The organism is Niabella aurantiaca DSM 17617, assembly GCF_000374125.1.
GTDB lineage: Bacteria > Bacteroidota > Bacteroidia > Chitinophagales > Chitinophagaceae > Niabella > Niabella aurantiaca.
Genome location: NZ_KB893646.1, coordinates 181,103 through 194,771 on the forward strand (window position 1 = coordinate 181,103; position 13,669 = coordinate 194,771).

Genomic DNA, 13,669 nt, shown 5'->3' on the forward strand with positions numbered 1-13,669 from the left:
CCCTCTTAAAATGACATTCTTCTATATCCTGATCTTTTTAGAGTGGGCCAGTTTTTTAACGGGATTGTTTTTTTTGAAAAAGGGCAACCGGAGTGGCGCATTGATCGTGGTGTTCCTGGCTTCCGTGGTAACCGCAGAAACGGTTGTGTATTTTGCGCGTATCTTCCTGCGCCCGAACGCGTTGATCGGCTTTACCAATACCTGGTATAACTGCATGCTTCCGGTACAATGCATCAGCCTCTTCCTGTTCTTTTACAGGAAAACAGGACTTGTTTACTGGAAACATGCGATAAAAGGGTTTATCAGCATGGTCCTTTTTATAACCCTGCTGCAGTTCCTGGTAAGCGATGTCAACCGGTTCAATACATTTAATTATACGCTGGAAGCCATTTTCATTGCCGCCTGCAGCCTGCATTACCTGTTTGAACTGATGAACAGCGAGGAAATTGAGGAGGTAACCCGGGATCCGTTCATGTATGTTTCCATCGGGCTCCTGTTATTTTACCTGGGGACGCTTCCTTATAACATTACAAAGTTTTACCTGTTTGATACCTACCCCCGGCTGTTTTATATCTATTATTACCTGTTCTTTGCTTTTAATTATTTTTTATATGGCATCATAACCTTTGGATTCCTATGGGCGAAAAAGAAATAAACGTTTTTTTCCTGTCGGTGATTTTAACCGTATTGCTGCTGGTAATGGCGGTCTATTTCATCATCATCAGCATCCGCCGGCGCAATATCCTCTATAAAAAAGAGCGGGAGGCCAATGCCATTCTGCACAAACAGGAACTGCTGGAAACGCGGCAGGAGGTACAGCAAAAACTGATGCAGAATATCGGCAGCGAGCTACACGATACTATCGGGCAAAAGCTCACACTAACGTATCTGCAAATGGAAAACACGCTGTTATCCGATGACATGGAGGATATAAAAAAAAGGATCGCGGCGCAGAACGTGCTGATCCAGGAGTCGCTGAACGAGCTGCGCAGCATCAGTAAAATGCTGACCACCCAAAATTTTTCCGATTTCAGTTTTGTGCATTACCTGGAAAAGGAACTGGCCAGGATCCATGAAAGCGGGCTTCGTCAGACATTTTTTTCCAGTCCCCGCGAGGCATTTGATTTTTTGAACGAGCATATCAACCTGTCTATTGTACGCATCTGCCAGGAATTTATCCAGAACAGTTTAAAGCACAGCGATGGCACCGCCATAGAGATCCATATCAGCCTGACGGAGGATGCCCTGCAGATTGCATGTGCCGATAATGGCAAAGGCATCGACTGGAACGAGGCTGCTGCTTACCGCATCAGCGGCGGCAGCGGGTTGCAATCCATCGAACGGAGAATACAAAGCATCGGTGCCAGCTTCCAATGGGGCAGCAGCAAGGGTACGCAACTGCACATTTCTTTACCTTTAAACAAAATACCCAACTATGAGGCATAGCATTGTCATTGTTGATGATCATGTCCTGATCGCACAGGCGCTGTCGACAATGATCAGTTCCATCCCCAATTTTGACGTACTGTATGTTTGCAGCAGCGGTAAGGAAATGACCGAACGTTTCCAGCATCCCAAAAATATCCCGGACGTGGTCATTTTAGATGTGCAGATGCCTGTGATGGACGGTTATGCCGTAGCCAAATGGTTAACAGAAAACAAGCCGGAGGTGATCGTGCTGGCATTGAGCATGCAGGACGATGATGAAAAGATCATCAAAATGATCCGCTCGGGGGCAAAAGGCTATCTGCTCAAAAGTATTCAGCAAAAGGAGCTGGCCCACGCCCTCAACACCATTGTAAAAGACGGCATCTTTTACGATGCCAAAGTAAGCAAGGCCCTGGCCAATGACTATATCAAAAAAGAAGTAACCCAGCAGGAGCTGAGCCCGAAAGAGCGGGAGCTGATCCCCTGGCTTTGTTCTGATGCTACCTATAAAGAGATCGCCGCCTCTGTTTTCTTAAGCGCCCGCACGGTAGAAAGTTATGCCACCAATATTATGGACAAACTGGAGGTCCGGAACCGGGTGGGATTGGTTTTGGTGGCCGTAAAAAAAGGGTGGATCTAAACCCACCCTGTAGTTATTTTTATCCTGCAACGATATTCTATTTTTTGTGGTTCTCCCGGGTTTCGATCATCCCTTTAAAATGGATATCCGGCATGGGGTTGCGCAGCAAGAGCTTCCGGTTGTTACGTGGTGCTGCAATTGCGGTCCGGCTCATGAGCGGAGAAGGCAGGGCAATTCCCATGATCTTCAAGGCCCGGCGCAGGTACACTTCATCCAGGTCACCCCAGTCCTTAGAATAATCTTCATATTGGTCATCCGGCGTTGTTGTAGCCGCATCGTTGGGGATCATCCCGTTAAAATAATCGCCATTGGGGGGATTTTCCGCATTTTTTGACCAGAGTGAAACCGCATACATATCAAACTTCCCAATATGCATTCCTACAAAACCCACCGGTTTGCCATAAGTAACATCGCCCACTAATTTTACTTCCATATAGGGTTTCAGCACGTTGATCACCAGCTCGCTGGCTGAAGCCGTTTGGCTGGTGCCGATAAATGCCACCCTGGAAAGATCGAGCGTCTTTGCTTTTTTAAAGGGAACGGCCGCGTACGCAACCCAGGAGTCAAAGAGATCGCCCCATGAGAAATCGTACCCCGGTACTATCCTCGATTTGAGATAATTACTGTACCGGTGTGCAGAAAGATCGGCGTTGAAATAATCCGAGTACATCAACTTGGCATCCGTTCCTACGGAGAAGGGGGCAATAAGATTGGCCAGGTACTCCGCTGTTTCCACAGCGCCACCGCCGTTATACCGCAGGTCCACTACCAGGTCCGTAATGCCGCTGCTGATAAAATGGTCAAACACCGGATCCAGGAACGGCTGGGCCTTATTTAGCCTGATAAACTGGTTAAATACGAGGTATCCGATCTTTTTGCCTCCTACATTGAGCACATTGCTGTATAAAACGGGGTTAATATCGTAACTGGTTGATTCCACACTTACGGGCACCGAGCTGCCATCCGGTTTTTGCAGGGTCAGCTGGGTGCTGTTGCTGTAATAGATGGCGTTGATCACCCTGTTCAGCGTAGTTCCCGGACCATGAACCTGTTCGCCGTCATAGGCCAGATCCGTGTTCCCGTTGATGGCTGTGATCCGCCAGGAACGGCGGATCCCCTGCTGGTAAGCCGGCGAACCGGGATAGACGGATACAACCCGGAGGTCATTGAGCTCATTGTAATTCACATCCATTCCAAACCCTACGGAAACGCCTCCGATCTCCCCGGCAATCGTCCCATCGTCCAGGAAGCTGTATTTATCCATGTTTGCACCGCCCTGCTTCTTAAAGCTGATCAGCGCGTTAAACATATCTTCCGTTTTTGCATAGCTGTTGGGCCTGAAGGTTGCAGAATCGGGGATCACATCATTCCATAAATACTGATCCTTAAAAAGGAAATACATGGAGTCATTCACACTGGGTACCGTGGGTTCCGGTGGTGGTGAAGGTTTGTCATTTTTCCGGCAGGCAACCAGTACCAGGGAAAATAAGGCAGCAATCAGCGCAGTCCTGCTCAATAAGGTGGTCATAAGACATAGTTTATTAAAAGATCAAAAATAGTTGAATTCATTGAAATTTATTGAATGAATCCTCCGGGTGCGTTGGGGGGCCGGCTAAAGACATTTTTTTGGCCGGCAATACGGGGAGGCGGCAAGTCTTGAACGTTTGCCAGACAAAGCGGTTCCGGGCTCCCGGCTTATCTTTATTTCGCAGTTTTTTGATCGGTTCCGGCAGTCTGCCACAGGTGTAGCACAGGTGCCGCGGTTCTTGCCTCCGGGAGCCGAAAAGCTCCGGCCCTAATGTGCTTCCAGCCAGTTGCTGCCCTCCCCGCACTCGGCAATCACCGGTACTTCAAACGGCAGGGGCAGCGCAGCCTGCATGTTTTCAATGATCAGGGGCCGCAGCTCATTCGCTTCCTCTTTTAAAGCGTCAAAGATCAGTTCATCGTGCACCTGCAGGATCATCCGGCTTTTAAAGCCTTCTTTTTTCATGGCTGCATGCACTTTTTGCATGGCCAGCTTGATCATATCGGCGGCCGTTCCCTGGATGGGCGAATTAATGGCATTGCGCTCGGCAAAGCCCCGGACCGTGAAATTGGAGGAATTGATGTCCTTCAGCCAGCGCTTGCGCCCCATCAGGGTTTGCACGTACCCGTGCTCCCGGGCAAAATTGATGGTATCATCCATATACCGCTGGATGCCGGAAAATTCTTTTTTATAGCTGTCGATGATGCCCTTGGCTTCGGTACGGGAAATGCCCAGGTTATCGGCCAGGCCAAAAGCTCCCTGGCCATAAATGATCCCGAAATTGACGCTTTTGGATTTGTAGCGCATCTCCCGGGTAACCGCATCCATTTCTACATTGAATACTTTGGATGCAGTGGCCGTATGAATATCGGTACCCTGTTTGAAGGCCTGAACCATATTGGTATCGCCGCTCATTGCAGCTACGATCCTTAATTCGATCTGCGAATAATCGGCCGAAAGCAATATATGGCTTTCATCGCGGGGAATAAATGCCTTCCGGATCTCTTTTCCGCGTTCCGTGCGCACCGGTATGTTCTGAAGGTTGGGATTGTTGCTGGCCAGCCTGCCCGTAACCGCCACGGCCTGCCCGTAAGTGGTGTGCACCCGCCCTGTTTTGGGATTGATCAGCTGCGGCAGCGCATCCACGTAGGTAGAGCGCAGTTTGGTCAGCTCGCGGAAGGCGATGATCTGGTCGGCGATGGCATGTCCTTTGGCGGCCAGTTTTAATAAGACGTCCTCACCGGTCTGGTACTGGCCGGTCTTTGTTTTTCTTGCTGAAGCATCCAGTTTCAGCCGGTCAAACAATACCTCTCCCAGCTGCTTTGGCGAAGCAAGATTGAATTTTACACCAGCGATCTCAAAAACCTTTTTTTCCGCTTCGGCTGCATCTTTTTCCAGCTCTTTGGAATAGTTCTTCAAAAACTCCTCGTCGATCCGCACCCCTTCAAATTCCATATCGGCAAGCACGCGTACCAATGGGTTTTCTACTTCCTCAAAAACTTTTTGCACCTGCCGTTTTTCCAGCATGGGCGCAAATACTTCTTTCAGCTGCAGGGTAATATCGGCATCTTCTGCCGCATAGTCTTTTGCTTTTTCGATCTCCACATCCCGCATATTCCCCTGGCTCTTGCCCTTCTTGCCGATCAGCTCTTCAATGTGGATGGGCTCATACCCCAGGTATTGGGCGCTCAGCTGGTCCATTCCCCGCTTGCCATCAGGTTCAATAACATAATGTGCCAGCATGGTATCAAAGATCTTTCCTTTCGGTTCCACGCCATACCATTTTAAAACCAGCAGGTCGTATTTCAGGTTCTGCCCGATCCATATTTTACTTTCGTCTTCAAACAGGGGCGCCAGCCCGGCCAGTATGTTTTTTGTGGCTTCCCTGTCTGCCGGGCAGGGAATATAGTAGCCCGTACCCGCCTTTATGGAAAAGCTCAGGCCCACCAGCTCTGCAAGGTTGGCATCAATACCGGTGGTTTCGGTATCAAAGCAAACCTCCGTTACCGGCAGCAACTCACCGACCAGCTTCCTGATGGCGGCCTCATCCGTAACGGCCTTATAATCCGGCAGTGTGTCCTTAATGGTCTTCAGTGATGAAAAAGCCGGAGCCGGTTCTGCTTCCACCGGTTCCGCAATGTCGGCACCGCCGATCACATTCCCAAACAGGTCGATCTGCACGCCCTTATTAGCGGACGTTTTTCCCGCGGGGGCAGCTGCCTGGTCGCCGGCCTCTTCTCCCAGCAAGCGTTTGGTCAGAGTCCGGAACTCCAGTTCCCCAAAGATCTCTTTTAACGCCTCTTTGTTCCAGTCTTTCAGCTGGAAATCTCCTTCATGGAAATCCACCGGCACATCGGTGATGATGGTTGCCAGCTTTTTCGACAGGATGGCCATCTCCTTTCCTTCCTGTACTTTGCGGCCCAGCGCCCCTTTTATATGATCGGCATTGGCCACCACGTTTTCGAGTGTTTCATATTCCGCCAGTAATTTTGCGGCCGTCTTTTCTCCCACGCCTGCAATGCCGGGAATATTATCCACGGCGTCGCCCATCAGCCCCAGCACATCGATCACCTGCGATACGGTCTTGATATTCCATTTGGCACATACTTCTTCAGGCCCCATAATTTCTACATCCCCGCCCTGGTAGCCGGGTTTGTATATTTTTATCTTGTCGCTCACCAGCTGGCCATAATCCTTATCCGGCGTTACCATAAAGACATCATAGCCTTCCGCTGCGGCTTTCTTACTTAGTGTACCGATGATATCATCCGCCTCGTAGCCATCCGACTCAATTACCGGTATATTAAACCCTTTAATAATGCGTTTGATGTCCGGCACGGCAATTAAAATATCCTCCGGTGTTTCCTGCCGGTTGGCCTTATAGTCTGCGTAATCCGTATGGCGTTCCGTAAGGGCATGCGTATCAAAGCAAACCGCCATATGGGTGGGCTTTTGCTTGTTGATCAGTTCTATTAAGGTATTGGTAAACCCAAACTGGGCGTTGGTGTTTTTATTTTTACTGGTAATGCGGGGGCTGCGGATGAGTGCGTAATACGCCCGGAAAACCAGGGCATACGCATCCAACAGGAATAACTTTTTCTCCATTCCGCTAAGGTAGGGATTTTCGGGTTTGAGACCCATGTATGGGTGCCGCTTCCGGAGCGGATGCATAAATTTTTAGCTGCTGATCCGCTGATGGATTTGGCGAAAGCCGGTACAATCGAATCAGTATCTCCGGAACAGATCTGCGCATCTGCGGCAACAGACGCATAAATTTTAGCCGCTGATTCGCTGATGGATTTGGCGAAAGCCGGCGCAATTGAATCAGCACTCCGGTACAGACCTGCGCATCTGCGGCTATTAAACTGAAAACAATCCCGCTGGCCCTTCTACCCGATCGAAAGCAATTCCGTTTTCCCGTACTTCGATTCCGTTCGTACCACGCCGAAGCCCGGCACAAACCACTCGGTCATTTCCATTTTTACCGGGATCCCAAAACCCATATTGATCACCGTTTTTGACAGGGAAGTGATCTTATAGGCCTCCCAGGATCCAGCAGGCGTACTGATCTTTTCCTTTGCAACCACCTTCCGGTCCGTAATGTCCATCGTTACAGAGGCCGGTATGCCGTTGGCCATTTTCATATCCATCGCAAAACTCCCGTCTTTTAGTTCCTGCCCCACAGAAAGCGAGGAGGGATACTCCAGGTACATGCCCTTACCGCTGGCTTCGGCACCCTGCATCTGGCTGCTTTGCTGGGGCGCCAGCATCATTTTCATATCCATCAGCAACATCCCGTTTTTACATGCAACCGTTCCGGATGAAACCGCTACCGACTTGTCCTTCCGGTCAAAGACCTCGGACCGCAAGCTACCATTGCTGATGCCATCTTTAACGGTTACCGTACCGATCTTATAAACAACCTTGCCGTCTGCGTTTCCCTTCCTGTTAAATATTCCAACAGTGATGGTCTTATCACGCTGAAAAAAATAATAACTGCATTGGGCCCGGACGGCACCATAAACCCCCAGCAGCGCCAGCAATATGGCCAGTTTTGATTTCATATATACATATTTAAAATACAGCAGTAAAAATACCCCATCCACCGGAGTGGCACCATCGCCAAAATAAGGGAGTGGCAGCGCGGTGCACTGTTTTTGAAACAGGTTTTTATACATGGGGCTTTTCATTTATATTTACCGCAAATCTGACTTCTGATATAACCGTCTATTCAAACTACCATGAAAAAAAGATCGTTACTGCTTTCCTTTGTCTGCCTTTTAGCTGCCTTTCAACCTGCTTTTGCCCAGGATGATTTTGTTACCAGCACTGCCAGCACGGATGACCCGGGCTACCCTCTGTATCAAAAAGGATTTTATGCCGGGCTGCGTGGCGGCTATCTTTTAAAAAATAAATCCCTGTATGAGAACCCGCTTTACCGTCTGAACAGCGGCCTGTTTGCCGAAATAAACGGTGGCTGGAGAAAAAACGCCTTTGGATGGGAGCTGGCCCTCGGCATGCTCCGGGTTAAAAGAAACCACCCGGATATGCACCGCTTTTCAGCAGCAGCGGAAGATGTGCTCAAAGGCATGGGAAATGCGGCCCAGTTCCAGAATGCACTGGACTCCGGCCAAGCAGGGAACGATTATTTTACCTTCCCGGAAAACACACAGCAGGTAGCGGTCAGCAAGGACCTTAACAGCTACTATGCCCTTACCGGCCCGCGCCTTTGGTTTGGCCGGCAAAAGCTGCAGGGCTCTGTTTATGCGCAGGGTGGTGTGGCAATGACCCGTTTTGGCTATTATTATTTAAAAGGCAGCGGCGCTTCACCGGATAGCTATACCTATAGTATGAATAATGCGCTTGTTTCAAGCAGCCCTGTTGGAAGCGTTGCAGCGGGAAGTCCGACAACCGGTACCGCTACCGTTAATATAGAGGGCAATTACGAAAAATACGGCATGACCAGCGCCTTTTTTGATGCCTATAAAGCAAGCGGCGCCGCAAGCCCGGCAGATGTAAAAGAAAAAAACAAAATGCAGTTTCTGGCCCGTGGTGGTGCCAGCCTGGAGCTTTTCCTTTCGACCAAAGCCTCCTTATCGCTGGGCGTGGACTACTGGTACCTCCCCTCACCGGAAATGAAAGGCCAGTCGGCCTCCGATGGTACAGCAAGCGGCGTCCTCAAGCCCTATATTGTTAAAGACCCCGCGTCTGAGCGCGACCAGCCCTACCAGGACAAATATGCTTTTACAAAACCCTATACAGAAAAGAAGAACCTGGGCTTTTTAAGCGCCAGCCTGGGCGTAAAGATCTGGCTGGGCAAAAAACGGCCCGCGCCGGTGAACGATCGGCCCGTTGTGCAGCAGCCGATACCCCCTGCGGATAAAAACCTGGCGGTAAAAGTCATCGACAAACCCACCGGAAAACCATTGGACGGTGTAAACATCAAAATCGAAAAAGAAGGCGATGAATCCATTATTGAAACCACGACGATGGAAGATGGCAGCATTCCCCTGCAAAGAGCATTAGCTGCGGGCAATTACAAGATCACCGGTATTAAGAATGGCATCAAAACCACCGAGGCTACCGTAGCCGCGGCCGATTTTTCCGCACCTGCCGCCACCATTTACCGGGAGCTGATCCACAACGATATCCGGTTTACCCTGGCGGGTAAGACCATCAATAAAGCCGATATGAGTCCGCTGCCGTTTATCCAGACATCCCTTACCAATTTAAGCAAGGGCAGCGCCGGGCAGAAAGCCTCCGATTCCATCGGCCGGTTCTATTACCAGCTGGATCAGCAAACCGATTATAATGTCATCGCGCAGAATAAAGGCTATTTTTCCAACCGGGAAAAGGTTACCACAAAGGGGCTGAACCGCAGCGAGGTCATCTATGTGAACCTGGCGCTGGAGGTGATGGAGCTGAAAAAAGATGCGTCCATTGTATTAAAAGATATCTATTACGATTATAACAAATGGAACATTCGCCCCGATGCGGCAATGGTGCTGGATAACCTGGTAAAAACACTGGAAGAAAATCCCACGGTTAAAATTGAGCTTTCGTCCCATACAGACAGCCGGGGCGGGGATGCCTTCAATATGACCCTCTCCCGCAAGCGAGCGGAATCTGCGGTGCGCTACCTGGTAAGTAAGGGCATTGCGGCGGACCGGCTGAAGGCGATGGGCTACGGAGAAAGCCGGTTGCTGAACGACTGCGGCAACGATGTACCCTGCAGCGAGGAGCAGCATCAACTGAACCGGCGCACGGAAATAAAAGTGCTGGAGTAAGATTCCTGTTAGGTTTTGTCCGCCGCGGGGGCCGGCCTAACAGGTTCCTTATCCTTCAGTATATTTAGATCTATGCATGCTGATGTTGGGAACAGAGGTGTTAAAAAGTTCGGCCAGTTGTTGCCGGTTCATCCGCACAGAACCGTCTTTGACATATAATACATTTAATTTTTGCAAAAATAAGAAGAGGAACTCTTCGTTTTTGCCTGTCATTCTGACAAAATCGTCCCTTGAAATCGTCCATGTTAATCCCTTAAAAAAGGGATACACGAGGGATACAGGAGCACTGGACAAACACGGGACAAAGGATGCAAATAATGCACAATAGTTCAGCCCTCCCGGTTTGGTTTAAAATAAGGCAATTTGAGGTGTTGGAATGTTGTTTGAATGTTTTATTTAGTGCCGAGCAAATAGCCGCTATGTGGCCTTAAAATCGGCCTGGCGGCCGTTGAAAACTCAACAGATCTTCCAGCTGCTGCAAATCCTGAAAACCAGAAAAATAGCGCCCTGTCATCCTGGCATTGTTTGCAAAAAGGTAAAAAAATGGTTGTTCTTGCCAACCAAATCGGTAACGGTAAGCAACCGGCCCGGCTACCTGTAGAGATGGGTTTACCGCCCATTATTTTTACCAGCCGCGCATCGCCGTTACCCACCCCAGGGAGCCATCAGTTCCCTGCATCTTGCTCCATATACCCGGGGTCAACCGATCCTCCAAACAAGCATCTTCCAAAAAACAAGACCCCTCAAATACCCCCGGCATCATCCACCCCCAAACTTGTCGTTTTTACACGGCTTCCATTCCCCAAAACCACTCCATCTTTGTAGCGTTAAAAAGCAAAAGCACACAACCCTAAAACAGGCGTTATGAACAATAGAACCAACACAAAAAATCTTTTCAACTCCATACGTTTAATCATCATTATTATGCTTACAGCAGCCACCACCCACGCGCAACAACACGGCTCCCCGGCCGATAGCAGCTATGCCCCCGTTAACGGCATCAAGGTTTATTATAAGGTATATGGACAGGGCCAGCCCCTGGTATTGTTACACGGGGCTTTTATGACCATCGATGGCAACTGGGGCCAGCTCATCCCCGAGCTGTCAAAAAACCACAAGGTGATTGCCCTGGAATTACAGGGGCACGGGCATACCCCGTACTCCGACCGCCCGTTATCCCACGCCACCCTGGCCGCCGATGTGGCCGGTGTAATGGATCACCTGCATATAGACAGTGCCGATGTGGTGGGCTATAGTTTTGGTGGCGCCGTGGCCTACCAGTTTGCCATACAATACCCCAGGCGCTTAAAAAAGCTGGTCATCATTTCTGCCACCTATAAAAGCGAAGGCTGGCTGCCCCAGGTAAACGAAGCCTTTAAACAAATGAAGCCGGAACTGTTTGACAACTCACCCATGCAGGCCGCCTACAATGCCGTAGCGCCGGATACCACCAAATGGATCCCCTTCCTGCAGCAGATGATCGCCTCTGCCCGGCAGCCCTTTAACCTGGGCGATGCCAACATTGCCAAAATTACCGCCCCCGTGCTCATCATTGCCGGTGACAATGACGGGCTGGATAAGCTGGAGCTCATCAAAACCTACCAGCTGCTGGGCGGCAATATAATGGCCGGTTTTGGCCCCGCGCCCGCATCCCAGCTGGCCATTGTACCCGGGCAGGGCCACGTAAGCCTTATGGAACAAACCACCGCGCTTTTAAATCTCCTTAACGGTTTTTTAAAGTAGGAGGAGGGGCATCCTCATCGCGTATCATCGTCATCCCCACTGGCCCCCCGGGCGGCGGCGCATCATCGTCATCCTGACCGAGCCTGAAGGGCGATCGGAAGGATATCTCCGGCGGCGGTTTTTATTAACCGAGCTGCAGTGCTTATGGCACCGGTCTGGAGCCTGTCCCACCAACGGCGGGATCGCACTCTTGTGCTGTGGAATATGGAGCGGCAGAATCGCACACTTAAACGCCTCAATATATATCCGCCATCGATACCGGCCGCCTGCGACCGGTTGATGGCGGTTTCTTTGGTTACCTTGGTTTGGTGCCTGCCCCGCAGAAAGCGGGACCGAACTCTTGTACTGTGAAATAAGCATCCGCCATCGCCAACACCTGGGGCCATCGGCCCCATACATAGCACTTCCTGTCTCCCGAAATAGTACCTTTTTGCCCAAGCCGGAAGGCCTGCACGCGTTAGAGCCTGTACTACAAACACTATTTATTTTTTGCACGGGTATCTTTCAATATCTTTTTTGCATCGCCATCCAGCTTTCGTTTCAGTTTTGCTATGTCTTCTGCCGGGGGCAGTGTTTCCGGTTGTACGCCCCGCTCGTTAAGCATATCTCTTACCGCTTTATTATTGTCTACATGCTCTTTTGATATTTGCTGGCCGCCTTTCAGGTCTTTTTCCACCACGTTATGACTGGTTAGCTCCGTAGCAAAATCCTTGGCTTTAATGGTAAGGGTAGGCAAAAAATCTGCCAGGGCACGATTAGCAGGCACGCTCAGCTTCTTTTTCATATCCGCCGTGCTAAAGCCGCCGAACAATGCCTGGTCTCCTTTGGAGCGGATCAGCGCAAAACTTTGCTCATCCACCCCACGCTCGTAAATAATGCCCGACAGTTTTTTCTCCGATTTTGTCAGTTTTTCCCGGGCCGATACTCTTGCTACTTCCAGCAGGCGCTGTTCAATAATTTCCTGCTTGCGGGTTTGTACGGCAAAATAAGTTTGAGCAAAAGCAATGGCCGGTTTGGCCGGGTCGCCGTTCTGCGCTACCAGGTAGCAGGCATAGCGGGTAAGGGCAATGTCCTGAACTTCGCGTTGAGACCCGCTCCCCAATAAGACCATTTTCGTGACATCACGAAAATGGTCCGTCACTGCTTCCCCGGCGGCTTCGCAGGATTTACGTGCTTTATCCAGCGCATTCAAAAAATTTTCCCAGCGGCTATAGCCCAAAATAGGCTGTAGCTCCCGGGCGCTCCAGCATTCCACGCCTTTAACTTCATAGCAGGCTGCTTCAAATTTTTGTAATAATTCGGTGATCAGTTCTTTTTTCATGGTTATACTTTTAGGTAAAGTTAAAAATAAAGCTTGATGAATACTGCAGCAATACCCGGTCATCCCCCCAGCGAGCGGGCGGAGGGATCTTCCCGCTACCTTGTGCCTTCTTGCGCAGGCCTCCCGGCCGGTGTATATGTGGCAGTTTCAGGTAATCCTTGATAATTGGATTTTGGTCTCATTCGTTATCCAAATATTGAAGAGATACCTCTACTGTGGAAGACGAGGCACAAAAAAACCGCCCTTACCGGGCGGCTTTCCTGGGGTTATACCAGACTGTCCTTTTGGGCCTGCACTTCGGCTATAAAGGTGGCGGTCTCCTCCAGCTGCCGCAGCACCTGCTGCAGGTCGTACTCCTTTTCCAGCAGCGCTACCGCGCCGTAGTTGGCCTTGCGGTCTGTAAGCAAAAAAATGCTGTACTCCGCACGCTTGCGTTTTTTAACGTTCTCCTCCTTTAGCTCGCCCTCCGGCAGGCCGGCAATAATGGCATCCAGCGTGGTTAACTCCGCCTGCTTGGCCGCCAGCTCGGTAGAAATTTCAACGGAGTTTTCCGCATAAATTTCCTTTTGCCTTTCTATGGAAAGTTTTTTCCATTCCAGGTCTTTTTGCTCCTTAGTGGCAATGTTCAGCACCGCATTACAGTCGGTAACGGTTGTCAGCTGCGTGGTTGAATAATTTGGCATTTTCTATAAATTTTTAAGTGAAACAATACCGCAAACCTACCC

10 protein-coding genes are annotated in these 13,669 nt (G+C 50.0%); 5 read left to right on the top strand and 5 right to left on the bottom strand.

Translation table 11 applies throughout. From position 1 onward, the window contains the following. The first annotated feature begins 10 nt into the window (after nucleotides 1-10). The 3 genes from B160_RS0123690 to B160_RS0123700 are packed head-to-tail and all read left to right on the top strand — an operon-like array spanning nucleotide 11 to nucleotide 2,068. The gene (locus B160_RS0123690) at nucleotides 11-655 is read left to right on the top strand and encodes a hypothetical protein (RefSeq protein ID WP_018630442.1); all 645 of its coding nucleotides are present in this window, start codon (nucleotides 11-13) and stop codon (nucleotides 653-655) included. Further along, entirely contained in the window at nucleotides 637-1,446 is an 810-nt protein-coding gene (locus B160_RS0123695; RefSeq protein WP_018630443.1) for a sensor histidine kinase, read from the top strand. Before B160_RS0123690 ends, B160_RS0123695 begins: the two co-directional genes overlap by 19 nt. Continuing rightward, nucleotides 1,436-2,068, top strand: a complete 633-nt coding sequence (locus tag B160_RS0123700) for a response regulator transcription factor (protein ID WP_018630444.1) — start codon at nucleotides 1,436-1,438, stop codon at nucleotides 2,066-2,068. Before B160_RS0123695 ends, B160_RS0123700 begins: the two co-directional genes overlap by 11 nt. 37 nt (nucleotides 2,069-2,105) lie before the next feature. Here the strand turns inward: B160_RS0123700 and B160_RS0123705 are convergent, their stop codons facing one another. The 3 genes from B160_RS0123705 to B160_RS0123720 all read right to left on the bottom strand — a co-directional run bounded on the left by B160_RS0123705 (nucleotide 2,106) and on the right by B160_RS0123720 (nucleotide 7,783). Continuing rightward, nucleotides 2,106-3,596, bottom strand: coding sequence for a S41 family peptidase (locus tag B160_RS0123705; RefSeq protein WP_018630445.1), 1,491 nt, complete (start codon nucleotides 3,594-3,596; stop codon nucleotides 2,106-2,108). A gap of 267 nt (nucleotides 3,597-3,863) precedes the next feature. Next, on the bottom strand, nucleotides 3,864-6,698 hold the full coding sequence (gene polA / locus B160_RS0123715) for a DNA polymerase I (RefSeq protein ID WP_026309982.1): 2,835 nt from the start codon (nucleotides 6,696-6,698) through the stop codon (nucleotides 3,864-3,866). A 284-nt stretch (nucleotides 6,699-6,982) separates the two neighbouring features. After that, on the bottom strand, nucleotides 6,983-7,783 hold the full coding sequence (locus tag B160_RS0123720; RefSeq protein ID WP_040680374.1) for a TapB family protein: 801 nt from the start codon (nucleotides 7,781-7,783) through the stop codon (nucleotides 6,983-6,985). A gap of 51 nt (nucleotides 7,784-7,834) precedes the next feature. Between B160_RS0123720 and B160_RS30870 the strand changes: the two genes are divergently transcribed. Beyond that, complete coding sequence (locus B160_RS30870) at nucleotides 7,835-9,880, top strand: OmpA family protein (protein WP_018630449.1); 2,046 nt, start codon at nucleotides 7,835-7,837, stop codon at nucleotides 9,878-9,880. A gap of 864 nt (nucleotides 9,881-10,744) precedes the next feature. Then, complete coding sequence (locus tag B160_RS0123745) at nucleotides 10,745-11,623, top strand: alpha/beta fold hydrolase (RefSeq protein ID WP_018630453.1); 879 nt, start codon at nucleotides 10,745-10,747, stop codon at nucleotides 11,621-11,623. 478 nt (nucleotides 11,624-12,101) lie between these two features. Here the strand turns inward: B160_RS0123745 and dinD are convergent, their stop codons facing one another. After that, entirely contained in the window at nucleotides 12,102-12,944 is an 843-nt protein-coding gene (gene dinD, locus B160_RS0123750; protein WP_018630454.1) for a DNA damage-inducible protein D, read from the bottom strand. A gap of 266 nt (nucleotides 12,945-13,210) precedes the next feature. Continuing rightward, nucleotides 13,211-13,627 (bottom strand): hypothetical protein, encoded by a 417-nt coding sequence (locus B160_RS0123760; RefSeq protein WP_018630456.1) that lies wholly within the window; start codon nucleotides 13,625-13,627, stop codon nucleotides 13,211-13,213. Nucleotides 13,628-13,669 lie beyond the last annotated feature (42 nt).

Bases quoted from the DNA above. Each gene is read 5' to 3' on its own strand.
- B160_RS0123760 (WP_018630456.1), bottom strand. From the start codon at position 13,627: ATGCCAAATTATTCAACCACGCAGCTGACAACCGTTACCGACTGTAAT.
- B160_RS0123690 (WP_018630442.1), top strand. From the start codon at position 11: ATGACATTCTTCTATATCCTGATCTTTTTAGAGTGGGCCAGTTTTTTA.
- B160_RS0123700 (WP_018630444.1), top strand. From the start codon at position 1,436: ATGAGGCATAGCATTGTCATTGTTGATGATCATGTCCTGATCGCACAG.
- B160_RS0123705 (WP_018630445.1), bottom strand. From the start codon at position 3,596: ATGACCACCTTATTGAGCAGGACTGCGCTGATTGCTGCCTTATTTTCC.
- dinD (WP_018630454.1), bottom strand. From the start codon at position 12,944: ATGAAAAAAGAACTGATCACCGAATTATTACAAAAATTTGAAGCAGCC.
- B160_RS30870 (WP_018630449.1), top strand. From the start codon at position 7,835: ATGAAAAAAAGATCGTTACTGCTTTCCTTTGTCTGCCTTTTAGCTGCC.
- polA (WP_026309982.1), bottom strand. From the start codon at position 6,698: ATGGAGAAAAAGTTATTCCTGTTGGATGCGTATGCCCTGGTTTTCCGG.
- B160_RS0123695 (WP_018630443.1), top strand. From the start codon at position 637: ATGGGCGAAAAAGAAATAAACGTTTTTTTCCTGTCGGTGATTTTAACC.
- B160_RS0123745 (WP_018630453.1), top strand. From the start codon at position 10,745: ATGAACAATAGAACCAACACAAAAAATCTTTTCAACTCCATACGTTTA.
- B160_RS0123720 (WP_040680374.1), bottom strand. From the start codon at position 7,783: ATGAAAAGCCCCATGTATAAAAACCTGTTTCAAAAACAGTGCACCGCG.